The sequence below is a fragment of the Methylocella tundrae genome (assembly GCF_901905185.1).
Lineage (GTDB): Bacteria > Pseudomonadota > Alphaproteobacteria > Rhizobiales > Beijerinckiaceae > Methylocapsa > Methylocapsa tundrae.
In genome coordinates, this window is the sequence record NZ_CABFMQ020000078.1 from 42,132 (window position 1) to 66,973 (window position 24,842).

Consider the following 24,842-nt stretch of genomic DNA (forward strand, 5'->3'; position numbering starts at 1 on the left):
ACCATCACGCTTTAATAACGGCGAATGAGGCTGACGAGCTTGCCTTGAATGCGCACGCGGTCCGGTCCAAAAATGCGCGTCTCATAGGCGGGATTTGCGGCTTCGAGCGCGATCGAGGCGCCGCGCCGGCGCAGCCGCTTCAGGGTCGCCTCCTCGTCGTCGATCAGCGCGACGACAATGTCGCCCGTTTCCGCCGTGTCCTGCTTGCGGATCACTACCGTGTCGGCGTCGAATATTCCGGCCTCGATCATGGAGTCGCCGCGCACTTCAAGGGCGTAATGTTCGCCTTGCGGCAGCATCTCCGGCGGCAGGCTGATGGTGTGGCTGCGGTTCTGCAGGGCCGTAATCGGCGTGCCCGCGGCGATTCGCCCCATGACCGGGATGGCGACGGTCCCCCGCGGGCCGTCGTCTTCTTCCCGGCTCGGGCTCGCAGGCAAGGAGCGCACCCGCCCAAGATTGCCTTCGATGACGCTCGGCTCGAATTTCTTGTTCCGGTTGAGCTCCGGCGGCGTCGAAGAATCGGGCATGCGCAATACCTCCAGCGCGCGCGCCCGGTTGGGCAGGCGCCGGATGAAGCCACGCTCCTCAAGCGCGATGATCAGACGATGAATTCCCGACTTCGACCGCAGGTCGAGCGCGTCCTTCATCTCGTCGAAAGAGGGGGGCACGCCCGTCTCCTTGAGCCGCTCATGGATGAAGCGCAACAGCTCGCTTTGCTTTTTCGTCAACATCGGCTCTGACTTTCTCGTAAACGATCTGCGCGCCCCGCCGCGGCGGCGCGGGCGCGCTTTAGCTGGCGCTTCCGCGGCAAGCTCCGACTCTGTGTTCAAAGGTTAAGCGTGGCCGCTGCCGCAAGGCCAGGGATAAAACAGGGCGCAGGGCGATAGCGAAGCGCAAAACCGATGGATCGCGGATCATGGGCGGCCAGTAAACTCGCACAAAGAGTGAACAGACCATATCTGTTCGCGCTGCGTTCCGCAAGGCGCCAGATGCGAGACCTCGGCGCTTTTTTTGCGCGCCGGGCACGACGGATCGTTCACGGAACTTTCAGCTTTGCCATACGTTGATGTAAACGGCCGGCGCACGGCGTCTCTTCTTCGCCGAGCGGTTCCGGCCTCTTACGAGAGGAGACCACGCATGGATCGACCGCTGCAGATCGTATTCCGCGACATACAGCACTCCGAGGCCCTCGCGAAGCTCATCGAGGAGAGAGTGCAACGGCTCGAACATATTTACGCGCACATCATCGGGTGCCGCGTGGTCGCGGGCGCGTCTCATCGCGGACCGAGGAATACGGTGGCGCCGCTCGCCCTCTGCGTCGAAGTCGAGGTGCCCGGCCGGCCGTTGATCGTCGCAAAGTCGGAAGCGAAGCGGAAAGGCCAGCAGAACACACTCGTCCATCGCGTTTTCGATGCTGTTCAGCGCCAGCTTGAGCAGCTTGCCGAGATCATCAAGGGAAATGTGAAGCGGCACGAGAACGGCATCGAGTCGGGCGTCGTGGTGCGTCTGTTTCCCGAGCAGGACCATGGCTTCGTGGAGGTGAAAGGCGGCCCGGATCTTTACTTCTCCCGCAGCTGCGTGCTGCGGGGAAGCTTCGACAATCTGAAGATCGGCGCCATGGTGCATTTCACGCGCGCCGCTGCGGAAGGGGTGATGGGCCCCCAGGCCAGCGCCGTCTATGTGTTGGAGCAGCGCGAGACGGGACGCGACAAAGCGGCGCGACCGGCGGGCGCGCTTGAGCCGATCGTGACCGGCGCCTGACCATTTGCGTGCAGGATGCGGATTCGAGCGGGGCCGCGCATGTCGCGGCCCCGGTTTTTTTAGTGAGCGTCGCCGCGAAACGGCGTGGCGGTCTCGCCTGCGCTCAGGCGATCGCCTTTTCGTAGAGTTGCTCGACATATTCCCAGTTGATGAGATTATCGACGAACGCCTTGAGGTAATCCGGCCGGCGATTGCGATAATCGATGTAGTAGGAATGTTCCCACACATCGACGCCAAGGATCGGAGCGGCGCCATGAATCAGCGGATTTTCGCCGTTCGGCGTCTTGCTCACGATGATCTTGCCGTCCTTAACGGAGAGCCAGGCCCAGCCCGAGCCGAACTGCGTGACGCCGGCCTGGATGAAGTCTTCCTTTGCTTTCGCGACCGACCCGAGGCTGTCGATAATGGCTTTTTCGATCTTGCCGGGAATAGCGCCGCCGCCATTTGGCTTCAACCAGTTCCAGAAATGAAGATGGTTGTAGTGTTGCGCCGCATTGTTGAACAAAGGAACGTTCTTGCCGAATGAGTCCTTGACGACGTCTTCCAGCGACTTGCCATCGAGGCCGCTGTCCTTGATGAGATTGTTGGCGTTGGTCACGTAGGCCGCGTGATGCTTGTCGTGGTGATATTCCAGCGTCTCTTTGGACATATAGGGCTGGAGCGCCTCATAGGCGTAGGGAAGCTCAGGCAGGGTGAACGACATCTTGGATCTCCTGATGAGAAAATGCAGCCCGGAAGGGCAGCCTCCCGCGGCCGCATGGTGTTAAGTAGACGGCGCGAAGCTGCGCAGCAACCTTCTAGCGGCGCATTGGACGAGGTTCCGGCGCGTTCGTTCAATGCATTCGGCTCGCGGTTCGTTCGCGCGCCTTCGAGAATGGGAAAGCCGGCCGCCGTCGTCCGTCAGGCAAATTTTTTCCAAGCTTTGCGCGCGGATGTTTTGCGGCTAATTTCTCAGCCTGTCGGATTTGCGGCGCATTTCGTTCGCCAATGCTCTGATCCGCAAGAGGCCGCGTGGATAGAACAAGATGAGTTACCTGATTTTCGGCCTCGGACTTTTGCTTGCCGTCTGCGGCGCCGCCTCGATTTCCTTCGGCTATGGCATCATTAATGTCGAGCGCGGCTGGTCGAGCGTCATTGCCGGCGCGGCGGCCCTGTCCGGCGGCATCGTGACGATGGCGCTCGCGACCATTTTGCACAGCCTCGCGAGACTGCGCGCGTTTCTCAAGGCCGAGCGCGATGCGCGCGCAAAGGCGGCGGAGGCGCCGTGGCAGGCCGAACTGCGCGTTACCGAGGCAGCCGGCGCGCAAGCCTCAGTCGCTCCCTGGCAAGAGGCGGCGTTGCAGGACGCAGCGTTCGCCTCCTTGGCCGGGATTGGCGCCGAGCCCGAGATTCCGCCGCCGGAGCCCGGCCCCACGCCCTCCGTCCCGAATCAACGTGTCGAGGCGGCGGCCTCGCCTGTCGCCCAGGCCTCGATCGAAGACATCCGCCGTGTCGTCGCGGAGACGATCAAAAGCAAGCCGCAGACGTCTCGCCACGAAGAAGGCGATGCGTTTGCCGGCAGATCGCAGGCTCGCGCGGAGCCGTCGTACGCGGCTCCGGCGCAGCAGGCCGAGCCGCCAGTCGAGCAGGTTCAGAGGCGGCGAGCGCCGCCGCTCTCGTTTGGTCTGCCGCGCGCGCTCGGCTTGAAGGAAATCCCGCAGCCTTTCGACGCCGCGCAGGCGCCGGCGGCGCGGTCCGAAGCTGAAACGGGAAGCGAAGACAATTCGTCTCTCGCCCTGGAAAGGGGCCGGCGCGAAGCGGAGGCGGCGTTAAATCCGGCCACGCCTCACCCGCCCGCCTCTCCCGCCGAGAGCGCGGCCGAAACCCGCTCCGATCCGGCGCAAGAGAGGCGCGCCGTCATCGGGCGTTATGAATCCGAAGGCACGACCTATGTGATGTTCGCGGATGGATCGATCGAGGCGCGTTCCGAGCGCGGCGCCTTTCATTTCACCTCGATGGCTGAACTCAAGGTCTTCATGGATTCCCAGGCGCGGGGGGAGTAACCCGCGCGCCTTCGAGCGGTCATGCCGGGGCCCCAAAAGCGCCCTCGACGCAGGCGAGCGCAAAAGCATATTGCAGCGCCGCGTCCTGGAGCCGATCGAAGCGGCCCGGCGCGCCGCCATGTCCCGCGCCCGTGTTGATCTTGCAGAGAATCGGGCCGCCGCCGGTCATGGTGGCGCGAAGCCGCGCCGTCCATTTCAGCGGCTCCCAATAGGTGACGCGCGGGTCGGTCAGGCCGCCGAGGGCAAGAATCGGCGGGTAGCGTCTCTCAACTATGTTGTCGTAAGGCGAATAGGATCGGATCGCCGCGAAAGCCTCGGCGTCCGTGATCGGATTGCCCCATTCGAGCCATTCCGGCGGCGTCAGCGGCAGTTCGGCGTCGAGCATGGTGTTGAGCACGTCCACAAACGGCACATCGGCGATGACGCCGGCGAAAAGGTCCGGAGCGAGGTTCACCGCGGCGCCCATCAGCATGCCGCCGGCGCTGCCGCCCTGGATGACGATGCGCCCTTCCTTCGTCAGGCCCGTGGCGATCAGATGGCGCGCGGCGGCGACAAAGTCCGAAAAGCTGTGCGGCTTGTTGGCGAGCTTGCCGCCGACATACCAGCGCCAGCCCTTCTCCGTGCCGCCGCGAACATGGGCGATCGCATAAATGAAGCCGCGATCGACGAGTGAGAGGCGCGTCGCGCTGAACGAGGCCGGCGTCGGATGGCCATAGGCGCCGTAGCCATAGAGCAGCACAGGCGCCGAACCCTCGAGAGGGAGGTCGCGGCGATAAAGGATCGAAACCGGCACAAGCTCGCCGTCCGCGGCGGGAGCGAAAAGCCGCCGGGTGACGTAAGCGGCGGGGTCGTGGCCGGAGGGAATCGTCTGGCGCTTGCGCAGGACGCGCGCGCCCGTCGCAAGATCGTAGTCGTAAGTCTCGCGCGGCGTCGTCATCGAAGAATAGGTGAAGCGCAGCAGGCGCGTATCAAATTCGAGACGTTCATTGATCGAGAGCGAATAGGCCTCTTCCGCGAAAGCGACGGCGTGTTCCTCTCCGCTTTCGAAACATCTGATGACGATGCGCGGCAGTCCCTCCTCGCGCTCGAGCCGAACGAGATACTCCGGGAACACGGACAGGGCGATGATCATCCGGCCGGGCTTATGGCCGATCTCGTCGGCCCAAAACGCCTTCGCGGGCGTCGCCAGCGGAGCGACGACGATCTTGAAATCCTCGGCGCCGTCGGCGTTGGCGCGGATATGGAGCTGATCGCCGCAATGCTCGACCTCATAGCGAAGGCCTGGCGCGCGCGGCTCAATCAGACGCGGCCGCGCGGCGGGATCATGAAGGTCGAGGAGGTGACACTCCGACGCGTCATGGTCGCTGACGCTGATGATGCCGAAGGCGCCGGATTGACTGCGCCTTACGTGGATGAACCAGCGCGGATCGCGCTCCTCGAAAATCAGCGCGTCGGTCGAGGGGTCTTCGCCAAGCCGATGCCGGAACACGGCCGCCGGGCGGTGATGCTCATCGACGCGCACATAGTAGAAGCTGCCGGAATCGGCGGTCCAGACGAGGCTTCCATCGGTGTCCTTCACGATGTCCGCGCCATCCCGGCCCTGATCGAGATCGCGCACACGGATGGCGTGAAGCTCGGAACCATTCTCGTCGGCGCTCCAGGCGAATTTGCGATGATCGGGGGAATGGCGCGCTTCGGCGATGTCGAAGAAAATCTTGCCCGCGCCTTCGGCGTCGCCATCGAGAAGGGTCGCCGCTGCGGCGCCATCTTCTTCGGAGCGGCAAAAAATCGGGTGCTGGCCGCCCTCATTGTAGCGGAGATAGTAGAGAAAGCGGCCGTCGCGCAGCGGAACTTCGGCGTCGTCCTCCTTGATGCGCCCGCGCATCTCCTTAACCAGAGCCTGGCGCAAGGGCTCTTGCGTCTCGAGCGCCCTGGCGGCGAAATCATTCTCGGCGTCGATGACGGTCCGGATGGCTGCGGGAAGGGCGGCCGGGTCGCGCAGAACCTCCTGCCAATTGGCGGCCTTGAGCCACGCATATTCGTCTGCGATGGCGACGCCATGCACCGTTTTCGTCTCAAATTCTTTCTGGATGGGAGGCGGCGGCTCTGGAAGTCGGTTGGCCACTGGGCGGCATTCCTTGCTCTGCTCGGGGGTGACGTTTCGGTCTTGAGGCCGCCGCAAATATTGCTTGGGCCCTTCACAACCCGATTTTTTGGCCGCGCTTTGACAGTCGCGTCTGTTAGCGCAAGATATTTATTTAGTTCTCTATGAGCAAGCCGGGTCAGGGTTACCGGGCCTCGCCTTCCACCGTGGTTATTCCGACGCGAATGCCGGTCGCCCTACCAACATCAACCTTGGGCGCCGCTTCTTTCACCTCTACCTTGATTTGATCGAAGCGCACGCGTCTTCCGCTTTTTTTGCTTGTTAGCAATAAAGTCTGCTGGTAGCTACTTGCGGATACCGTGTTTCAGTTCTAGAAAAGAAACATGTTTCAAAGAGTCGATTCGAGGCGGTCGATTAAAAGAACTTCTGTGTGACATGGTTCTGTCGCCATTTGCGAAAATTGCGGCGCCCCTATTTAGGCCATGTTCCAGCGGCGACGCCTTCTACTCGGGATATTGATCGTCATGAGCGATACGTCAGGTTCGAACAGTTATATAGAATTGGCCGCGGACATTGTGTCTGCCTATGTCAGCAACAATTCAGTGCCTGCGAGCGATCTTCCTTCACTCATAAGTGAAGTTCATTCGGCCTTGCTGCGCGTCACTTCCGGCGCCGTGGTGCCCACGGTCGAGACGCCAAAGCCCGCGGTTCCGGCGAAGAAGTCCGTCACCAACGATTTTCTCGTGTGTTTGGAAGACGGCCGGAAATTCAAGTCATTGAAGCGGCACCTGCGCACCCAATACAATATGTCTCCGGACGAGTATCGCGAGAAATGGGGTCTTGCGCCCGATTATCCAATGGTTGCGCCGAATTACGCCAAGGCCCGCTCGAATCTCGCCAAGCAGATGGGCCTCGGGCAGCAGCGCCGGCGCGCCTGAACGCCGCTGGATGCAGGCGGCCTTGACTATCGTCGGGCCGTCTCAACCTCTGCGTCATCTCCGGCCGCGGCGCCTGCGCGCAGGCGCGTCCGCCTTTGGCCGGGTTCGCTGACGTCGCCTATGCCGGCCGGCAACTCGCGCAAGAGTCGGCTGGGCAACCTCGCCCGGCGCCGCGATAAGCCAGTGTTTCGTGCAGCTTCAGGCGCTTCTCAAGAGACGTGAGCCGCCGCCATGCGCGCATCGGTTTTGATGCGCTCAATCATGGAGCGCACGCCGTTGCTGCGCTGCGGCGTCAAATGGCCGGAAAGGCCGAGCGATTGGAACAGCTCCTGCGCGTCCGTCGCCAAGATCTTATCCGCCGTGTGGCCTGAATAGATCGCGAGCACGAGAGCAACGAGGCCGCGCACGATGTGCGCGTCGCTGTCGCCCTTGAACCTCAGGACGGGTCTTTCCGAAGGATCCCGCGAAACGCTCGTCTCAAGCCAGACCTGGCTGGCGCAACCGCGCACCTTGTTCACGTCATTGTGAGCTGCTTCGTCGAGCGGCTCCAGCGTCCGTCCGAGCTCGATCAGATAGCGATAGCGATCATCCCAATCATCAAGATAGGTGAAGTTCTCAAGGATTTCGTCGAGGCTCATGGCGGTCCGGGCGGCTGAATGGATGATCCTTCTCTATATGGGGATGGCGCTCGGGGGGCCACCGAAAAATGCGCGATGGACCCGGCTCACCGTGGGGGGCCGCCCGCCGGGACCGTCTTGACCTCGGCCTTAGGCCTTGCTTCGTCCGGCCGCTTGTCCGCAGTGAGTTGAGTGAGTTTGGCCGCCGCTTCAAGGCAGGCGATGGGCGCATCCCTGCAAAGCTGCTGGCTCTTGGTCCGGACCTGCCCGACCGCCGCGCCGATGGCGTTGCGCGCGCCCGTCCAGATCGCGGCGGAGGGATGCAGGCCGGCGCCTTCCGGCCAGGGCATCAGGGCGAACACGATCGAGAGCCAGAACACGGCGCGGATGAGAAACCACATCGATCGATCTCCTTGCTGGAGATCAAGCCGTTAGGGGATGTTTATTAAAATCCGGACAAAGCCGCGGGCAGGATCTCGCCGGGATGGCGCAAGATCAAAAATAGCAAGGATTTCTACACCATAGACAGAATTTGGCGGATCCGCGCCGGCTAATCCCGGCTTTTTCCCGCTTTTGATGCAGACGCGCCGCAGCAATTTAGGGCGAACTTAAGACGCCGATGGCAGCGTGGCGCTCGAACCGCCGCGGCAGGAAGCGGCATGTGCGGAGCGAAACTTGGGCTACCCCCTCAGTCTTGAAGGCCGGATCGCCAGCCTCATCCACCCTGGCGCCCTATCCTCCCCGGACGAGCGGGCGCGCCATGAGAATTTCATCTTGCGACGGCTTTCGGTTTCGCTCGCGATCGTAGCGGCGGCTCCCTTTTATCTCGCCTCGCATGGCGGCCCAGGCCTCGTCGATTCGCTTGTGTTCGCCTGGCTGACGCTGCCTCTCGCCGCCGTCGTGCTTCTGTCTTCGACCGGCAGGCTCATGCGGGCGGAGGCGCTGTCGACCTTTGGCCTAATCGCAGCCGGGCTGACGGCGGCGATCGGCGGCGCGGGCGAGGGCGCCCTCGCCTGGCTCATTCTCGCGCCCCTCGACAGCCTGTTTTCCTTCAATCTGGCGGTCATCGGCGCCAGCGGCCTTGTCGCGGCGCTCGCCGTCGCAGGGGTCGCCGCGGCGGACGCGCTGGGCGTCTGCGACGCCGTTTCGGGGCTGGCGCGTCCTTCCCTCTTTCTGCTCCCAGCCATCGCCTATGCAACGCTCGTCGCGCTCTCCTTCGTGCGGGATCAGGCCGCCCGCTCCCACGCCGAGCAGCGCCGCGCCGAGCGCTTCAGCATCCTCACCGAAACCGTTGGCGATCTCGTCGTCACGCATGATCGAACGGGAGCCGCGACCTCGGTCAGCCCCACCTGCGAAGGCCTCTTCGGGCTGCCTCCCTCCGAACTGATGAGCCGAGGCTTCTTCGAACATGTTCACGTCGCCGACCGTCCAGCGTTTCTGAAAGCGATCGCTGAGGCGAGCGCCGGCGGCGCGACAGTCAACGCCACCTTGCGCCTCAGGAGCTCAAGCGTCGTCGATCGCGGCCATTACGCGGAGCCGGTATTTGTCTGGCTCGACATGCGGGCGCGCCGCTGCGAGGCGGACCCCGGGGGGCGGGGGGCGGCGAATGGCGGAGGCGCCATCGCGATCTATCGCGACATCACCGAACTGAAATGGCGCGAGGACGAACTCGAAGCCGCAAGAGCCCGCGCCGTGGAAGCCAATCACTCGAAAGATCATTTCCTCGCTAATATGAGTCATGAACTCAGAACGCCCTTGAATGCGATCATCGGCTTTTCGGAAATTCTTGGCGACGCCGAGCAGACCCCGCGCGATGGCGCAAAGCAGCGCGAATATGCCGCAATCATTCATCAATCAGGGCAGCATCTTCTCTCCGTCGTGAACTCGATTCTCGATCTGTCGAAAATACAGTCCGGCTCCTTTGATCTGACGCCGGCGCACTTCTCCATTGCCCCTCTGATCGACATCTGCTGCGACATGGTCAAACTCAAGGCGGCCGAACGCAACATCGAGATCAAGCGGGCGTGCCCGGACGGCCTTGAAGAGGTTATCGGCGACAAGCGCGCCTGCAAACAGATCCTGATCAATCTTCTCTCCAACGCGGTGAAGTTTACGCCCGACGACGGCAAGGTGTGGATCAGCGCGAAGCCCGAGGGCAATACGCTGCTCATCCTTGTCGCCGACTCAGGCGTTGGCATAGACGCGCAGGATCTCGCGCGCCTCGGCAATCCTTTCTTCCAGGCGAAGGGCGCGCTCGACCGGCCTTATGAGGGAACGGGGCTTGGCCTCTCCATCGTCAGCGGGCTTGTCGGATTGCATGGCGGATCGATCGTCCTGGCGAGCGAGCCAGACGAAGGCACATGCGTTCTCGTGCGCCTGCCGATGGATTGCCGCTCCGCCGCCGATAAGGCGCGGACATGCGCCAAGATTGAGACCATCGCGCGCTATCGTCGCGGCGACGAAATGGGCGATCTATTCCAACAAATCACGGTGAAGAAAATTGCGTGAAGCTCTGGCTACGGCTGATCATGATTACATCCTGACCGAACCTTCAAAGCCGAGGGCGCGGCCAAAGCGCGACAAGGGGGCGTCTTCGAAACGGCGCGGCTCGTCGCGCAAATCGTCCGTAAAGACGCGGCGCGCCCTCGTGCTTGTCGGCAGCGCGCTCTGCGTCGCGGCGCTCGGGGGTATTGCGATCAACGCGCTGACGATGCAGAAGACGCGCCATCCGGCCCCTTTGTTCGGTCACGCCGCGCCCGCTCACGCGACAAGAGAGCCAAGCACAATCGAGCTGGCTCCCGCGACGCTTCCCATTCCAGCGCCCCGGCCGCAACAGCTCGCGCCGGCGCAGGCGGATGACAGCCAGTCCGCAAAGACGCCGACGGACGACAAGAGCAGCCTCCCTCATGCTCATCAAGCGTCCGCCCCGGCTCCGGCCGGCGCCGAAGCCGAGACCAAGCCGCGCGACGCCATCACTGAGCTGTTGCTCGGCAACGGACACGAGGTCCAGGCCGCGGGCCCGTCCAAGACCGTGCTCGCGGCCCAAAAAGCCCTGGTCAAATTGGGCTTTGTGCTGAAGCCCGATGGCGTCATGGGCGCAACGACCAGGCAGGCGATCGAGCGCTATGAGCGCGATCATGGCCGCGCCAGCCACGGCGAGCTGACGCCCGCCATTTCGCGCCTTCTCAGCGCGGAATCGGGCGTTCCGATCAATTAGACTGGACGGGGTCGCCGCTTCGGCAAAAAGTAAAGAGGCGACCGTGCCGGAGCATGATCGCCTCGATGGACTGGCGCTTTGCGCCGGCGTTTAGTCCCCATTGAGCCTAGAAGAACAGCTCGACCTTGCGGAACACAAAGAACAGCAGCGCGGAGAGCGCGATGGCGCAAGGCAGCGTCAACACCCAGGCCAGCGCAAGGCTCCGGATCGTCGACATCTGCACCCCCGAGCCGTTAGCCGCCATGGTCCCGGCGACGCCGGACGAAAGCACATGCGTCGTCGAGACGGGCAGGCCGAAATTATCGGCGGCGGCGATGGTGCCCATCGCGACGAGTTCGGCGGCGGCGCCCTGGCCATAGGTCAGATGGGTCTTGCCGATCTTCTCGCCGACTGTGACGACGATGCGTTTCCAGCCGATCATCGTGCCAAGGCCGAGCGCGATCGCGACCGAAATCTTGACCCAGTCCGGGATGAACTTCGTCGCGCTGTCGAGGTTCTTCTTGTAGGCGGTGAGAGTCGCAAGGTCCTCTTTCGTAAGGTCGCCCGCCTTGTCCTTTTGCAGGACGCGGATGGCTTCGGAAGCCAGATACATATCATTGCGGGTATTGCCGGCCTTCGCCGCCGGAATTTTGGCGATGGACCCATATTGCTGAATCTGGTCCGCGATGTCGCGGATCAGCGCGGCGAGCGAGGGGAAGGTGCCCTCGTTGATTTCATGCGAGGTGATATAGTTGGTGACGGCTGGCCGTGGGTCGCCCAACACTTCATAGCCTGAGGCCTTGGCGTCGACCACTTTTGACGCTGCGTGCGAATGCTCGATGAAACTCGCAACCTGGCTTTCCGGCATTGCGCGGTTCAGCGCATAAGCCGTCGGCACGGTGCCGATGAGGATGAGCATGATGAGGCCCATCCCCTTCTGCCCGTCGTTAGAGCCATGCGCGAATGAAACGCCGGCGGACGTGAAAATCAGCAAGCCGCGAATCCACAGCGGCGGGGCGGCGTGCAGTTTTGGCTCGGAATAAAGTTCCGGGCGTTTGATGAGGATCTTCATGACCAGTAGAAGAATGGCCGCGCAGACGAATCCGACGACCGGCGAAAGCAGCAGCGCGTAGCCGATCTCGGTGGCCTTGCTCCAGTCGACGCCCGAGGTGCCGTCGCGACCGCGCATCAGCGCATTGGCGACGCCGACGCCAATGATCGAGCCGATCAGAGTATGCGAACTCGACGCCGGCAAACCGAGCCACCAGGTGCCGAGATTCCAGATGATCGCCGCGATCAGCATCGCAAAGACCATGGCGAAACCCGCCTCCGAGCCGACCTGGAGGATCAGTTCGACCGGCAGCAAAGACACGATGCCGAAGGCGACCGCGCCGGTCGAAAACAGAACGCCGAGGAAATTAAAGCAGCCCGACCAGACGACGGCGACGGGCGGCGCCAGGGAATGGGTGTAAATGACTGTTGCGACCGCATTGGCGGTGTCATGGAAGCCGTTGACGAACTCGAACCCGAGGGCGATCAAAAGGGCGAGGCCGAGCAGAAGAAAGGGAAGGATGGTGGTGACGCTCGTGCCGGAAGCAGCGACGTCGCGATAAATGCTGAAAGCGGTGAAGAACAACCCGAGCGCGACGATCGCCAGGAAAATCAGTATCGCCTGCAGCGACATCGGCTGGTTGAGATAGGGCTTTGAATCGACTTTTGGCGTCGCCAGAATATCTGGCGCGGATAGCGACGTCATGAAAATCTCCTCGTTTTCGCCAAGCCGGGTGTCCGGGCGGGAATGACGCGGCTATGGGTATTTTTCACCTATCTTTGACCGGCGACACTTTCATGACGCAATCATCATGAACGCGCGCGAGGTTGGGCGGGCTGCATCGTCAGGTTGCATCGGAAGGGCGGCACGGAGCTGCCGGGGCGCGCTTGATTTTGGCGGCCGCTTGGCGCTAGCTCGAACACATCCCGACCAGGAACGAGGCTTCCATGCAAGATCTCATTGCGCGCATTTCCGCATCCGCCGGCATTGAGCCAGGCACCGCCGAGAAGGCGGTCGGGGTCATATTGGCTTTCCTGCGGAAGGAGGGGCCGAAGGGGGAGATCGACGAATTATTCGCGACCGTGCCGGGCGCCGCGGAGGCGGCCGCGGCCGGCGCGGAGAGCGGCGGCCTGATCAGCGGCCTGATGGGCATGATGGGCGGCGGCCTCATGGGGCTCGCCGCGAGGCTATCGGGGCTCGGCCTCAGCATGGGGCAGATGCAGGCGGTGGGCCATGAGGTCTTCGCCTATGTCAAGGAACGGGCCGGCGAGGAGCGCATCCGGCAGGTCGCCGCCGCCATTCCGGGCCTCAGCCAGTTCCTTTGACGGAGTGCGCGCGGCGACGTGCGATTGCTCACAGGCGGATGGCCCGGGTTCGGGCAGGGTCGAACGTATCGACCTTGCCTCAAATGCGCTAAGCAAATGCGTCCCATTTTGGATCGGCTTTTGAAACTTTGGCAAGATCGGCGCGGTACTGTGAATCGGAGCAGGGACTGGGGCCAGCGCGCAAAGGCGAAGCCGCCCGGTCGATCTTTTCGGAGACAACGCCAATGGGTGAACTCGTAGCTTTCAAATTGCCGAAAGGCGCAAGGTCCGGCCGGCCGCCGATGGCGCGAGGCAGGGGCGAGATTGTTTTTTTCACCGGCATCCGCCGGGAAACCATATGCGAGGCCGCGCTGTTGTGCGCCCCCCACGAAGACAATGCGAAATCATCCGGCAAGGGTCAGGGCAAGGACTCACGCTGAGCCGGGCGGCCTCTTCCTATTCCGGCGAGGCCTCGGGTGCGCAGCTCATGGCTTTCACCCTCTGTTCGGCCTCAAGCCTTTCGCTCGGAAAGGCGGCGAGGGCGTTGATAAGAACAATTCCTTTTGTTGTCGGCGCGACAAGCCGCAGCTCCTGCGGCGCCTCGTCCTCTTCGTCCGAAGCCTCGAGGGACTCGAGTTGCTCGGCGGTGAGAACCAGCACGTCAATCTTGCCTCGCTGCGCCGCGCGCTCGGTCATCGAATAGAAAATTTCACCCGTCGGCGTGCGAAACGAGAGCGTGAGCATCCGGTCGGCGTCGACTTCGCCGGAAAGCCGCATCGGATTGCGCGACAGGTCGTAAAGACAAGCGCCCTGCGCAAGAGCCGGATCGGAGAAGGGCGCCCATTCGGCCTGAGGCGTCGCGCGCGGCAGCACGGTGAGTTCGCTGGTTTTCGCGAAGGCCGACAGACGGCTGAACGGGTCTTTCCCCTCATACCTTGGCAGATAAAAGACGGCGAGGATATGAACCGCGGCCGCCACGAACAGCACGCCGAGCAGCCAGAGGACGCCGGAAAGGAGGCGATCAAGACGGTTCATCGGCATGCTCCCCTGACGATCGTCGGCAGGCTCGATGCGTCGAAGGCGAGCGTCGCGGCGCTGAATTCAGTCTCATAGAGGCGCAGGACAAGGATGAAGCTCCTGTCGCTGCCGAGCGCCAGCCAGTTCCCCGGCCGGGCGTTATGCGACAGGGTGATGGCGAAGCCGCCATCGGCGGAGCGCAGGATTTCGCTGGAGGTGAAGCCGTTGCGCTCGGCCGGGTTCGCGATCAGCCGGCCCTTCGGCGTCATCACAGTCAGCGTCCAGTAGCGCGCCTGCGGCGTCTGCCCGCTCACCGTATAGTCGCAGGAGGCGTCGAAACGATTGCCGGCGCTGTCATCCAGCGCGACAAAGCTGATGCCTTCCGATGCGCCGAGGGGGATCTCGCCCGAGAGAGCGAGCGTGGCGCGCGAATAAGGGTCGATATTGCCGGCGCCGTTCCTCGGCCAGGCGGTCCACGGACCCGCCTCGACGGCGCCGAAGCCGAAGCCGTTCCGCAGCGCCGCGAAAGTGACGCAAAGGCCGATCACGCCGCCGGCGACGCCGACGAGCAGGAACTTTCCGAGGAGGGCGGCGCGGTCGCGTAATCTGTGTCGGGAGGGGTCGCGGTAGAGCATGAGGTCTTTAAATCCGATCGATCCTGCTCGCTATGACCGCTGCCGATTGAATTGCATAGATGCGCAGAGAAGAGCGCCGCTCATCCGCCGCCCGGCAAAGCGGCCGGGCGAGCGGCCGAGGCTGCGCTCGCGCCGACGCCCGCGCCTTGCCGCAGCTTCTCAGCCGCCTCGATCTCGCTGGCGATGGCGCGCAATGTTTCGATCGAGCGGGACGACAGGCTTGCCGGTCGCTGCGGGGCGCCGCTGGCCGATGCGTCGGCTTCGGCGGCGGGCGGGGCGGGCGGCGCCGGCGCGGGGCGCCCCGGCAGAGGCTTCAGCTCGATGCCCTGATGCGCATAGGCCATGACGTCATGCCAGGTCGCAGCGGGCAAGGAGCCGCCGGTCATATTGTTCATCGAGGTGTTGTCGTCATTGCCGAACCAGACGGCGCCGACATAATTGCCGGTGAAGCCGACGAACCAGGCGTCCTTATAGCCGTTCGTCGTGCCGGTCTTGCCGGCGACCTCGATATTGTCGAGTTGCGCGCGCCTGCCTGTGCCGGCCAGAACAACCTGCAGCAGCATCGAATCCATCGTCACGATGGTGTCGGCGTCGATGATCCGGCGCGGCGGCGGCTCGTCGCGATCATGGCGGTAGATCACTTCGCCGCGGCCGTTGGCGATCTCGACGGCGGCATAAGGCGGCGCACGCAGGCCGCCGTTGGCGAAGGCGCAGTAGGCCGACGCCATATCGACCACCGTTACTTCATCCGCGCCGATCGGCAGCGACACTGTGTCGGGGAGCGGCGTCGTCAGCCCCATCAGCCGCGCGGTCTCGATGATTTTCGCGCGTCCCGCCTTCGGGCTGCCATTGCCGATGGCGATCGACAGCCGGACCGCGACCGTGTTCAGCGAGTGCGCCAGCGCCGTCACCAGAGGCAGCGAGCCGGCATATTTGTTCTTGTAGTTGCGCGGACACCAGTTGCCGATGCAGATCGGCGCGTCGACGACGATCGTCGTCGGCTTGAACTTGCCGGTCTCCAGCGCCGTCAGATAGACGAAGGGTTTGAACGAGGACCCCGGCTGCCGCAGCGCGTCGGTCGCGCGGTTGAACTGGCTCGCGCCATAATCGCGCCCGCCCACCATCGCCCGCAAGGCGCCGTTCGGCTCGAAGATCACCATGGCGCTCTGCTTGGCGTGATAGCTCGCGCCATATTGGCGCAACTGATCCTCGATCGTCGCGTCGGCGTGTTCTTGCAGGCCGGAGTCGAGCGCGGTGCGCACGGTGAGGACGCGCTCATCGCCGAGCTTGTGCGCTTCGCTGAGCTTCTTCACCTCGTCATAGGCGTAATCAAGATACCAGTCCGGGCTCGTCGTCTTGTTGCGGTCGACGGGGGTCGCGGGATTGCGCAGCGCCGCGTAAATCTGCCCTTCCGTGAGATAGCCGGCGTCGACCATATTGTTCAAAACGTCATTGGCTCGCGCGCGTGCGGCCGGCAGATTGACATGGGGCGCATATTTCGTCGGCGCCTTGAAAAGGCCGGCGATCATCGCGGCCTCCGCCAGCGTGAGGTCGCGCACCGATTTGCCGAAATAGAATTGCGAAGCGGCCTGCACGCCGAAAGCGCCGCCGCCAAGATAGGCGCGATCGAAATAAAGCCGCAGGATCTCGCGTTTCGACAGCCGGAATTCGAGCCAGACGGCGAGATAGGCCTCTTTGATCTTGCGCTCGAGCGTGCGCTTGTTGGACAGAAAAATGTTCTTGGCGAGTTGCTGCGTGATGGTGGAGCCGCCCTGAACCACGGTGTCGGCCCGCGCATTGACGGTCAGAGCCCGCAACGTGCCGATCACGTCGACGCCGAAATGATCGAAGAAGCGCCTGTCCTCGGTCGCCAGCACGGCCTCGATCAGATTTTCAGGCAGTTCGTCGAAAGAGACCGAATCATCATGCTTGATGCCGCGCCGCCCGACTTCCTGGCCATAGCGGTCGAGAAAGGTCACGGCGAGGTCCTGCTTCTTCAGCCAGTCCTCGGAGGTTTCCTGAAAGGCGGGAACCGCCAGAGTGAGCGCGACGACGCCGCCCGCGATGCCCAGCGTAAGCGTCTCGCAGGCGAGCTCCACAACGGCGCGCCGCCAGCCGGCCACATGAAACCTGTCCATGAAGGCGGAAAAAGCGGCATAGCGTTCCTTGGCTTCTTCGCCGCCGCTAAAAAGCGACGAATCGACAAAGGCGTCGAACGCCAGCAGGGCGCGCGCCGCCCTGCGCCAAAGCCGTGTTTCACGCAGGCGATCGAACACGGCTCTGTGCTCCAGAATGAGACTCGGTGCGGTCTATCGGCATTGACCGCAGTTTAGAGCATTTTCGCGCCGGGTGGCTACCGCTTCGCATCATGGCGCTGCGATATAGGGGAAACATGGACGCATTTTGCGGTTTTTATGAATAAAGTCGCCTGGGGCGGACAGTGGCGTCAGGCCGAATTTGGCGCCATTTGACTTTCGTTGGCCGCGCGCCCCGATCTCGTGTTAAGTTGCTGGCAAAACATGGGGGGATTGCGTGACGATAGTCCATGATTTTGTTGAAGAATGGATCGAAATGCGTTCTAAGCTTCAACGGCAGCTTAAGCTTCTTGAATCCGGCGAAATGAGGACGGGACCTGACGTTGCCGCGAGCGCGAGGGACGCCACCATCATCCGCATCAGGAAATGGATTGATGAACTCAACGATCTCCTGAAGCAATATGCGCATGCCGACCGGACCTGAAGGCTAAAACCGCGCTTGCGCAGATTGCTCCAATGTTTGCAGCCGCTTTTGATCGAAATAGGGCGCTGATGTCCAGGACGCCCGGTTGCGCAACCCTTTGAGAGAATCGTCAAAGTTCATGTCGCGGCAAGATGCAAAGACCGATGGCGCTTGCGCCGCGCCGAAGCGGCCCGCGCCTGCGGCCAAAGGGCTGACGCCGTGCGTCGAACCCACAGCCCGGCCCCGGCAGGATCTTGCGGCGGAAAAACCTTTTTGGCGGGAAAAACCACTCGAAGAGATGAACAAGACGGAATGGGAGAGCCTTTGCGACGGCTGCGGACGCTGCTGTCTCGTCAAGCTCGAGGACGAGGACACGGGCGCGATCTACTTTACCGATGTCGCCTGCAGGCTTTTTGACGCGGGCTCCTGCCGCTGCGCGGACTACGCCAATCGGCGGCGCAAGGTGCGCGATTGCATCAAGCTGACGCCGGAGACCGCGCGCAGCCTTGCGTGGCTGCCGCCGTCCTGCGCCTATCGGCTGATCGCCGAGGGGCGCGATCTCGCCTGGTGGCATCCCCTGGTGTCGGGCTCGACTGAGACTGTTCATGAGGCGGGCGTTTCAGTGCGGGGGCGGGTCGCCGCCTTGGAGACCGAGATCAGGCTCGACGACTACGTCGATCACATCGTCGCCTGGCCCGGCAAGCGGCCGAAGGCCGCGAAACGGCGCGGCGCCGCGCCGGCCGCGAAGAGCAAAATCCGCGGCGGCTAGACGCATCGCTCCGCGGAGATGTTTTGCCCGGCGCGGGTTTTGCGCCATCATCTGCGCCAAAACATGCGATAATTGTAATTGACGCCGGATCAGGGCCGCATCAATGTCCGCTCACACCGCAATCGACCGTGAAATCCGTTACGGCGCGCGCAATTACGCGCCGCTTCCGGTCGTCTTGGCGCATGGGCGCGGGGCGCATCTCTTCGATGTCGACGGCAGTCGCTACATTGACATGATGAGCGCCTATTCCGCGGCGAGCTTTGGCCATCTGCATCCGCGTCTCGTCAAGGCCATGCAGGGCCAGCTCGCGCGTCTCGATATTGTCTCGCGCGCCTTCCATTCCGACAACCTCGGTGATTTTTGTCAGGATCTCGCAGACCTTGCCGGGCTTGACGCCTGTCTTGTCATGAACACCGGCGCCGAGGCGGTCGAGACGGCGATCAAGGCGGCGCGGCGCTATGCTTATGATGAGCTGGGGGCGCCGGACGGCATGGCCGAGATCATTGTCGCCAGCGGCAATTTCCACGGGCGCACGACGACGATCATCGGCTTTTCCGGCGATCCTGCGTCAAGGCGCGGTTTCGGCCCCTTCGCGCCGGGGTTCGTCACGGCGCCCTTCGGCGACCCGGAGGCGATCGAGGCATTGATTTGCCGCCGCACAGCCGCCGTCCTGATCGAGCCGATCCAGGGCGAGGCCGGCGTCATCGTGCCGCCGCCGGGGTATCTCGCGAGCCTCAGGCGCATCTGCGACCGACACGGAATTTTGCTGATCTTCGATGAGGTGCAATCCGGCTTCGGCCGAACCGGGCGCAATTTCTGTTTCGAGCATGAGGATGCAAGACCCGACGGCCTGATCGTCGGCAAGGCGCTCGGCGGCGGGCTGATGCCGGTTTCCGCCTTCATCGCACGGCGTGGCGTGATGGATGTTTTCGGCCCCGGCAGCCACGGTTCGACGTTTGGCGGCAATCCGCTCGCCGCGGCGGTCGGGCGCGAGGCGATCGCCGTGCTGCGCGATGAAGAACTTGCTGAGCGCAGCCGCATCCTTGGGCAGACGCTGTTGCAGGCGCTGCGCGCCGTCGACCATCCCGCGATCGTCGAGGTGCGCGCCAAGGGTCTCTGGGCGGGCGTCGAGCTCGACGTCAATCAGGTCAAGGCCAAGGAGGTCTGCCTCGCCATGATGCGGCGCGGCGTTCTCGCCAAGGAAACGCATGAGAGCGTGTTGCGATTGGCGCCACCCCTCGTCATCGCGGAAGCCGACCTCTTGCAGGCGGTCGACGTTTTTCGCGAGGCGCTGGACGAAGTCGGCGGCGCCCGTTCCGCGCGCTGCGCCGGGTGAGGCCTCGACGGATCATCCGATTTTGGGCGCGGGGGCCTATATCTGGCGCCTCCCTGCGCAGTCCTGCCCCATGAGGTCTGACCGCCATGACGTCCGACGTCGCTTTTCCGCTTTTCTCCGCGCCCTATGCGCCGGCCGACGAGCCGATCGCTGCCGAACTTCTTCGTAACGCTTCGCTCGGCGCTCATGCGGAAGCGCGCATTGATCGCCTGGGCGCAAATCTGATCGCGGCCGCGCGCGGAAAAAAGACCTCGCGCATCGGCGGCCTCGAAGATTTGCTGCGCGAATATTCCCTTTCCTCGGAGGAGGGCCTTGCGCTGATGGTGCTCGCCGAAGCGCTGCTGCGCGTGCCGGATTCTTTCACCGCGGACCGTCTGATCGAGGAAAAGATTGGGGCCGCGTGCTGGAGTGGTCAGGGCGAGGCCCATGCCGGAGCGCATGGGTCTGAGCCTCTCCTTGTTTCAGCCGCCGCCTGGGCGCTCGGAACCACCGCCCGCATGATCGATAAAGGCAAGACGGCCGAGGGCGTCATCGCGGCGGCGGCGCGGCGCATCGGCATGGGCGCCTTGCGCGCCGCCGCGCGTCAGGCAATGCAGCTAATGGGTCAGCATTTCGTCTTCGGCGAAACCATCGAGGAAAGCTTGCGGCGCGCCTCGTCGCGCGAGGGCCGGTCAAACCGCTACTCTTTCGATATGCTGGGAGAAGGCGCGCGCACGGCCGCCGACGCCGAAATCTATTTCAAAGCCTATGCCCATGCGATCGAGGCGATCGGAGCATCGCGCGCGGTCGCCGCAAACCCCGAGCGGCTTGGCATTTCGATCAAGCTTTCGGCGCTGCATCCGCGCTATGAGCCTTTATCCCGCACCCGGGTCCTCGCGGAGTTGACGCCGCGCGTTGTCGAACTCGCGCGCATGGCGAAGCGTCATGGTCTGCATTTCACCATCGACGCGGAGGAGGCCGATCGCCTCGAGCTTTCGCTCGATGTCATCGACCGCGCGCTGGCCGACGAGCAGCTCAAAGGCTGGGGCGGCTTCGGCCTTGCCGTGCAGGCCTATCTCAAACGCTCGATCGCGGTCGTCGATCATGTCGCGACGCTGGCGCGCCAGCACCAAAGGCGCTTGACGCTGCGGCTCGTCAAGGGCGCCTATTGGGACACGGAGATCAAGCGCGCGCAGGAGCGCGGTCTCGCCGACTACCCGGTGTTCACGCGCAAGGCGATGACCGATCTCAACTACATCGCCTGCGCGCGCAAGATGCTGGCCTTGCGGGCAAATATCCTGCCGCAATTCGCCACCCACAATGCGCTGACGGTCGCGACGATCGTCGCCATCGCTGATGGCGTCGACGGTTATGAGTTCCAGCGCCTGCACGGCATGGGCGAGGATCTTTACGCCGGCCTTCGCGACGAATTCCCGGGCGTCACCTGCCGCATTTATGCGCCCGTCGGCGCACATGCGAATCTGCTCGCCTATCTGGCGCGGCGCCTTCTCGAAAACGGCGCCAATTCCTCTTTCGTCGCGCGGCTCGGCGATCGCGATATTCCGGCCGCCGATCTCATGGTCCGGCCGCAGGCGATCGTCGGTGAGGCGGCGAACGCCCGCGCGTCGGCCTTGGCCTTGCCGCTGGATATTCACATGCCTTCGCGCAAGCTCGCCGCTGGCGTCGAATTCGGCGATTCCCAAGCCTTGAGCGCGCTGCTCGCGAGCCTGCCCCAGACCGCCGCGGCGCGGCAGGCGGCGGCAATCGTTTCCGGCGCAAAGACCAAACTGCGAAAAAAGGCCGCCATTCCAAAACCGGCGGGACCGACGCGCGAAATCCTTTCGCCGATCGACGGATCGGCGATTGGCGCCGTCGCCGACGCCGGGACGAGCGAGTTGCCGCAAGCCATGGATGAGGCGCGCGCGGGTTTCCGGCTGTGGTCGCGCCAGCCCGTTGATGAACGCGCCGCCTGCCTCGATCGCGCGGCGCAAAGACTCGAGGCGGAGGCGCCGCGCTGGCTGCGCCTGCTGCAGCTGGAGGCGGGCAAGACGCTGGACGACGCTGTTTCCGAATGGCGGGAGGCGATCGATTTTCTGCGCTATTACGCCGCCTCGGCGCGCGATCGCTGGGGCTCGCCGCAATCCATGCCGGGTCCGACAGGCGAAGACAACAAGCTCCATTGTCACGGACGCGGCGTTTTCGTTTGCATCAGCCCGTGGAACTTTCCCCTTGCGATCTTCATCGGGCAGGTGGCGGCCGCGCTCGTCGCGGGCAATAGCGTCCTCGCAAAACCTGCCGAGCAGACGCCCTTGATCGCCATCGAGGCGGTCGCCCTGCTGCATCGCTGCGGCGTTCCGGCCTCCGCGTTGCGCCTCATTCCCGGCGATGGCGAGATCGGCGCGGCGCTCGTTGCTTTGCCCGGCGTCGATGGCGTCGCTTTCACCGGATCGGCGGATGTCGCCACGCGGATCAATCGCGCGCTCGCGGCCAAGGACGGGCCGATCGCCGCGCTGATCGCCGAAACCGGAGGGATCAACGCCATGATCGTCGATGCGACGGCTTTGCCGGAGCAGGTCAGCGATGATGTCGTCGCTTCGGCCTTCCGCTCGGCAGGGCAGCGTTGTTCGGCGTTGCGTCTTCTCTGTGTCCAGGAGGATGTCGCCGACAGGATGATTGCGATGATCGCAGGCGCCGCGCGCGAGCTGGCGGTCGGCGATCCGCGCGATGTCAGCGTCCATGTCGGCCCGGTGATCGACGCCGACGCCAGAGGCGCGCTTCTGGCGCATATCGGACGGATGTCGGCGCAGGACAAATCCGGCGCGATCACGCATTTTACCGGAACCCTCCCGGCCGACACGCCGCAGGGCGGTTTTTATGTCGCGCCTCATATCTTCGAGCTTCGCTCGGCGGCCGATCTCAGAAGCGAGATTTTCGGGCCCATCCTGCATGTCGTCCGCTATAAGGCGTCCGAGCTCGATGCGCTTCTCGACGCGATCGAAGCCAAGGGCTTCGGGCTCACTCTAGGCGTCCATTCACGCATCGAGGCGACGATCGCGCATATCCTTGACCGGCGCCTCGCCGGCAATTGCTATGTCAATCGAAATATGATTGGCGCGGTCGTCGGCACACAGCCGTTCGGCGGCTTTAATCTGTCGGGCACGGGGCCAAAGGCCGGAGGCCCGCATTATCTCGCACGCTTCTGCATCGAACAGACGATAACGATCAACACCGCCGCGGTTGGCGGCAATGTGGGCCTCCTCAACGCGGTGGAGTGAACAACGCCGGCCCCAAGGCAAATATCATCCCGGCCTATGCCGCGAGCGCCTGGGCGAGTTCGCGAAATGCGTCCCTGCTCGACGATGATCCAGGCGATTGCTCCAGCGCCTTGTAGATTTTGGGAACGAGCGCCACGGCCTGGTCGAGCTCGGGATCATTGCCTGCCTTGTAGCCGCCCATGAGGCGGAGGTCGCTCGTATCCTCGTAGCGCGCGATGAGCCCGCGCAATTTGACGACGAGATCGCGCTGTTCACTCGTCCATGCGATCTGCGCGAGGCGCGAGATCGAGGCGAGCACATTGACGGCTGGGAAGCGCCCTTGGTCGGCGATGGCGCGATCGAGAACGACGTGCCCGTCGAGCGTGCCGCGAACAGCGTCGGCCACCGGATCATTATGGTCGTCGCCATCGACGAGGACTGAAAACACGCCTGTGATCGAGCCTTTGCCCTCTTCGCCCGGACCGGCGCGCTCGAGGAGTTTCGGCAAATCGCTGAAGACGCTCGGCGCATAGCCGCGCGCCACCGCCGGCTCGCCCGCGGCCAGGGCGACATCGCGCGCGGCGTGCGCGAAGCGCGTCACCGAATCGATAATGAGCAGAACGGAATCGCCCGCGTCGCGAAAGAACTCGGCGATGGTCATGGCGGTGCGCGGCGCGAGGCGGCGCATCGTCGGGGTCTCGTCTCCCGTGGCGACGACGGAGACCGCGAGCGAGCGGTTGCCGGCGAGGGCGTCATCGAGAAATTCGCGCACTTCGCGGCCGCGCTCGCCGACAAGCGCGAGAACGACCGTATCGAAGTCCTTGGAGCCCGCCAGCATGGCGAGCAGCGTCGACTTGCCGACGCCGGACCCTGCGAAAATACCGATTCGCTGGCCGGCGCAAATGGGCGTGAACAGATCAACGACACGGATGCCCGTGCGAAGAGGCTTTGATACGCGGGCGCGACGCAGGGCTGGCGGTGGAACGCCGTCGATAAGGGCGCTCTCGTCGCCTTGCCGCAGCGGTCCCGCGCCGTCGATCGGCGCCCCGAGCGCGTTGATGACGCGTCCCTTCCAGCTCCGGTGGGGCGAGAGGCGCAAAGGTCCAGCGCGATAAACGCGCTCTCCGAGACTCGTCAGCGTGTTGGCCTCGAACGCCTTGATGCTGGCGCCCTGCGCGTCGATGCGCACGACTTCGGCGAGATGCGCCGATCCGCCGCCGCCGAAGCTGACGCATTCGCCGAGCTTGAGGACAGGCGAGAGACCGCTGACGCGCGCCTGGGCCGAAGAGACTTCGCTGACCGCGCCGCTGATCCTGACAAGCGGCTCCGCTGCGGCTTGCGCCACGGAATGCTCGAGTTCGGCGAGCGCGCTATGCGTTCCTCGCGCCGGGCTCATGAGGTGGCGCCCAGGGTCTTTATGGCGTCTTTCAGCGAGCTTTCGGATCCTTCCGTCGCCGATGCGATGCTCTCGAACGCGCGGGAGACCATAATGAGTTTCGCCATTTCGAGCACAGGATTGATGTTGGCTCCCTCGATGAAGCCCTGCGCGATCCCATTACGTGTGAAATCGAGTTCGGCCGTCGCCGGCCTGTCGCTCACGACGCCGGAATTATTATAACGCTTGAGCTTGGCGCCGGCGTCGAGACTGAAGATGCCGATGGCGCCGATCTGATGGCCGTTCTGCGTGATCATGCCATCCTGCGCGATGGTGGGCGGTCCGGCGGCCGGGTCAAGCAGAATGGCCGAATTGCCGGCGTCGAGCACCGGATATCCGTCGACGCTCACCAAAGCGCCGCTCTGCTCCATCTGCATTCTGCCATCTTTTGTGTAGACCGTCCCGTCGGGCGTTTGCAGCGCAAGCCATCCTTCGCCCTGAACCGCGACGTCGAGCGGATTGTCCGTTTTGATCGGCACGCCTGCGCGTCTCGAAATGAAGGAGGCGCCCTGCGAAGCGAAAGCGACCGGGTTGGAGTCGGCTTTCGAGATCAGGGACTTGAATTCGATCTCTTCCGCCCTGTAGCCTGGCGTGCTCTGGTTGGCGATGTTGGCGGCGATCGTCGTCAATCGCCTGTCGAGAGCGACCTCGGCGGATAGAGTGACATAGAGCCCGGATTGCACGGA

General features: G+C 63.7%; 21 protein-coding genes. 10 read left to right on the top strand and 11 right to left on the bottom strand.

The features are described from left to right. Window positions 1-11 precede the first annotated feature (11 nt). Window positions 12-731 carry a transcriptional repressor LexA gene (lexA, locus tag MPC4_RS09840; RefSeq protein ID WP_174512364.1) on the bottom strand — a complete coding sequence of 240 codons (720 nt, stop codon included), beginning with the start codon at window positions 729-731 and terminating at the stop codon, window positions 12-14. Window positions 732-1,137: 406 nt separating this feature from the next. On the opposite strand from lexA, the gene MPC4_RS09845 reads away from it, so the two are divergent. Next, window positions 1,138-1,761 carry an HPF/RaiA family ribosome-associated protein gene (locus MPC4_RS09845; RefSeq protein ID WP_174512365.1) on the top strand — a complete coding sequence of 208 codons (624 nt, stop codon included), beginning with the start codon at window positions 1,138-1,140 and terminating at the stop codon, window positions 1,759-1,761. A gap of 103 nt (window positions 1,762-1,864) precedes the next feature. On the opposite strand, the gene MPC4_RS09850 is transcribed toward MPC4_RS09845, so the two are convergent. Beyond that, complete coding sequence (locus MPC4_RS09850; protein WP_174512366.1) at window positions 1,865-2,464, bottom strand: superoxide dismutase; 600 nt, start codon at window positions 2,462-2,464, stop codon at window positions 1,865-1,867. Between the two features lie 322 nt (window positions 2,465-2,786). Between MPC4_RS09850 and MPC4_RS09855 the strand changes: the two genes are divergently transcribed. After that, window positions 2,787-3,803 (top strand): hypothetical protein, encoded by a 1,017-nt coding sequence (locus tag MPC4_RS09855; protein WP_174512367.1) that lies wholly within the window; start codon window positions 2,787-2,789, stop codon window positions 3,801-3,803. A gap of 19 nt (window positions 3,804-3,822) precedes the next feature. Here MPC4_RS09855 and MPC4_RS09860 read toward each other — a convergent pair whose 3' ends face one another. Beyond that, the gene (locus MPC4_RS09860) at window positions 3,823-5,928 is read right to left on the bottom strand and encodes a S9 family peptidase (RefSeq protein ID WP_174512368.1); all 2,106 of its coding nucleotides are present in this window, start codon (window positions 5,926-5,928) and stop codon (window positions 3,823-3,825) included. Window positions 5,929-6,431: 503 nt separating this feature from the next. On the opposite strand from MPC4_RS09860, the gene MPC4_RS09865 reads away from it, so the two are divergent. After that, window positions 6,432-6,845, top strand: coding sequence for a Ros/MucR family transcriptional regulator (locus MPC4_RS09865; RefSeq protein ID WP_134491064.1), 414 nt, complete (start codon window positions 6,432-6,434; stop codon window positions 6,843-6,845). Window positions 6,846-7,054: 209 nt separating this feature from the next. Here the strand turns inward: MPC4_RS09865 and MPC4_RS09870 are convergent, their stop codons facing one another. After that, the gene (locus MPC4_RS09870; RefSeq protein WP_174512369.1) at window positions 7,055-7,483 is read right to left on the bottom strand and encodes a SufE family protein; all 429 of its coding nucleotides are present in this window, start codon (window positions 7,481-7,483) and stop codon (window positions 7,055-7,057) included. Window positions 7,484-7,569: 86 nt separating this feature from the next. Further along, a complete protein-coding gene (locus MPC4_RS09875; RefSeq protein WP_174512370.1) occupies window positions 7,570-7,863 on the bottom strand; it encodes a hypothetical protein in 294 nt (97 codons plus the stop codon). A gap of 274 nt (window positions 7,864-8,137) precedes the next feature. Between MPC4_RS09875 and MPC4_RS09880 the strand changes: the two genes are divergently transcribed. Next, complete coding sequence (locus MPC4_RS09880) at window positions 8,138-9,970, top strand: PAS domain-containing sensor histidine kinase (RefSeq protein ID WP_174512371.1); 1,833 nt, start codon at window positions 8,138-8,140, stop codon at window positions 9,968-9,970. Further along, on the top strand, window positions 9,963-10,679 hold the full coding sequence (locus MPC4_RS09885; protein ID WP_174512372.1) for a peptidoglycan-binding domain-containing protein: 717 nt from the start codon (window positions 9,963-9,965) through the stop codon (window positions 10,677-10,679). Before MPC4_RS09880 ends, MPC4_RS09885 begins: the two co-directional genes overlap by 8 nt. Before the next feature lie 106 nt (window positions 10,680-10,785). Here the strand turns inward: MPC4_RS09885 and MPC4_RS09890 are convergent, their stop codons facing one another. Next, window positions 10,786-12,414: an inorganic phosphate transporter gene (locus MPC4_RS09890; protein ID WP_174512373.1), complete on the bottom strand. Its 1,629-nt coding sequence runs from the start codon at window positions 12,412-12,414 to the stop codon at window positions 10,786-10,788. A gap of 242 nt (window positions 12,415-12,656) precedes the next feature. On the opposite strand from MPC4_RS09890, the gene MPC4_RS09895 reads away from it, so the two are divergent. Continuing rightward, window positions 12,657-13,034, top strand: coding sequence for a DUF2267 domain-containing protein (locus tag MPC4_RS09895; protein WP_134491075.1), 378 nt, complete (start codon window positions 12,657-12,659; stop codon window positions 13,032-13,034). Between the two features lie 224 nt (window positions 13,035-13,258). Continuing rightward, entirely contained in the window at window positions 13,259-13,453 is a 195-nt protein-coding gene (locus MPC4_RS09900) for a hypothetical protein (RefSeq protein WP_174512374.1), read from the top strand. 16 nt (window positions 13,454-13,469) lie between these two features. Here the strand turns inward: MPC4_RS09900 and MPC4_RS09905 are convergent, their stop codons facing one another. From MPC4_RS09905 to MPC4_RS09915, 3 genes are all read right to left on the bottom strand, one after another. Further along, window positions 13,470-14,048, bottom strand: coding sequence for a DUF1254 domain-containing protein (locus MPC4_RS09905; RefSeq protein ID WP_174512375.1), 579 nt, complete (start codon window positions 14,046-14,048; stop codon window positions 13,470-13,472). Next, a complete protein-coding gene (locus tag MPC4_RS09910) occupies window positions 14,045-14,665 on the bottom strand; it encodes a DUF1214 domain-containing protein (protein WP_174512376.1) in 621 nt (206 codons plus the stop codon). The genes MPC4_RS09905 and MPC4_RS09910 overlap by 4 nt, the downstream gene beginning before the upstream one ends. An 80-nt stretch (window positions 14,666-14,745) precedes the next feature. Further along, window positions 14,746-16,941: a transglycosylase domain-containing protein gene (locus tag MPC4_RS09915; protein ID WP_174512377.1), complete on the bottom strand. Its 2,196-nt coding sequence runs from the start codon at window positions 16,939-16,941 to the stop codon at window positions 14,746-14,748. A 581-nt stretch (window positions 16,942-17,522) separates the two neighbouring features. On the opposite strand from MPC4_RS09915, the gene MPC4_RS09920 reads away from it, so the two are divergent. The 3 genes from MPC4_RS09920 to putA all read left to right on the top strand — a co-directional run bounded on the left by MPC4_RS09920 (window position 17,523) and on the right by putA (window position 22,742). Further along, entirely contained in the window at window positions 17,523-18,152 is a 630-nt protein-coding gene (locus MPC4_RS09920; RefSeq protein WP_174512378.1) for a YcgN family cysteine cluster protein, read from the top strand. Window positions 18,153-18,255: 103 nt separating this feature from the next. Then, the gene (rocD, locus tag MPC4_RS09925) at window positions 18,256-19,488 is read left to right on the top strand and encodes an ornithine--oxo-acid transaminase (protein ID WP_174512379.1); all 1,233 of its coding nucleotides are present in this window, start codon (window positions 18,256-18,258) and stop codon (window positions 19,486-19,488) included. An 86-nt stretch (window positions 19,489-19,574) separates the two neighbouring features. Continuing rightward, window positions 19,575-22,742: a bifunctional proline dehydrogenase/L-glutamate gamma-semialdehyde dehydrogenase PutA gene (gene putA / locus MPC4_RS09930; RefSeq protein WP_174512380.1), complete on the top strand. Its 3,168-nt coding sequence runs from the start codon at window positions 19,575-19,577 to the stop codon at window positions 22,740-22,742. Between the two features lie 34 nt (window positions 22,743-22,776). Here putA and fliI read toward each other — a convergent pair whose 3' ends face one another. Both fliI and flgF read right to left on the bottom strand, forming a co-directional pair. Next, window positions 22,777-24,117 carry a flagellar protein export ATPase FliI gene (gene fliI, locus MPC4_RS09935; RefSeq protein WP_174512381.1) on the bottom strand — a complete coding sequence of 447 codons (1,341 nt, stop codon included), beginning with the start codon at window positions 24,115-24,117 and terminating at the stop codon, window positions 22,777-22,779. Beyond that, window positions 24,114-24,839: a flagellar basal-body rod protein FlgF gene (gene flgF / locus MPC4_RS09940; protein ID WP_174512382.1), complete on the bottom strand. Its 726-nt coding sequence runs from the start codon at window positions 24,837-24,839 to the stop codon at window positions 24,114-24,116. Before flgF ends, fliI begins: the two co-directional genes overlap by 4 nt. Window positions 24,840-24,842 lie beyond the last annotated feature (3 nt).

Bases quoted from the DNA above. Each gene is read 5' to 3' on its own strand.
- lexA (WP_174512364.1), bottom strand. From the start codon at position 731: ATGTTGACGAAAAAGCAAAGCGAGCTGTTGCGCTTCATCCATGAGCGG.
- MPC4_RS09845 (WP_174512365.1), top strand. From the start codon at position 1,138: ATGGATCGACCGCTGCAGATCGTATTCCGCGACATACAGCACTCCGAG.
- MPC4_RS09850 (WP_174512366.1), bottom strand. From the start codon at position 2,464: ATGTCGTTCACCCTGCCTGAGCTTCCCTACGCCTATGAGGCGCTCCAG.
- MPC4_RS09855 (WP_174512367.1), top strand. From the start codon at position 2,787: ATGAGTTACCTGATTTTCGGCCTCGGACTTTTGCTTGCCGTCTGCGGC.
- MPC4_RS09865 (WP_134491064.1), top strand. From the start codon at position 6,432: ATGAGCGATACGTCAGGTTCGAACAGTTATATAGAATTGGCCGCGGAC.
- MPC4_RS09870 (WP_174512369.1), bottom strand. From the start codon at position 7,483: ATGAGCCTCGACGAAATCCTTGAGAACTTCACCTATCTTGATGATTGG.
- MPC4_RS09875 (WP_174512370.1), bottom strand. From the start codon at position 7,863: ATGTGGTTTCTCATCCGCGCCGTGTTCTGGCTCTCGATCGTGTTCGCC.
- MPC4_RS09890 (WP_174512373.1), bottom strand. From the start codon at position 12,414: ATGACGTCGCTATCCGCGCCAGATATTCTGGCGACGCCAAAAGTCGAT.
- MPC4_RS09895 (WP_134491075.1), top strand. From the start codon at position 12,657: ATGCAAGATCTCATTGCGCGCATTTCCGCATCCGCCGGCATTGAGCCA.
- MPC4_RS09900 (WP_174512374.1), top strand. From the start codon at position 13,259: ATGGGTGAACTCGTAGCTTTCAAATTGCCGAAAGGCGCAAGGTCCGGC.
- MPC4_RS09905 (WP_174512375.1), bottom strand. From the start codon at position 14,048: ATGAACCGTCTTGATCGCCTCCTTTCCGGCGTCCTCTGGCTGCTCGGC.
- MPC4_RS09910 (WP_174512376.1), bottom strand. From the start codon at position 14,665: ATGCTCTACCGCGACCCCTCCCGACACAGATTACGCGACCGCGCCGCC.
- MPC4_RS09920 (WP_174512378.1), top strand. From the start codon at position 17,523: ATGTCGCGGCAAGATGCAAAGACCGATGGCGCTTGCGCCGCGCCGAAG.
- rocD (WP_174512379.1), top strand. From the start codon at position 18,256: ATGTCCGCTCACACCGCAATCGACCGTGAAATCCGTTACGGCGCGCGC.
- putA (WP_174512380.1), top strand. From the start codon at position 19,575: ATGACGTCCGACGTCGCTTTTCCGCTTTTCTCCGCGCCCTATGCGCCG.
- fliI (WP_174512381.1), bottom strand. From the start codon at position 24,117: ATGAGCCCGGCGCGAGGAACGCATAGCGCGCTCGCCGAACTCGAGCAT.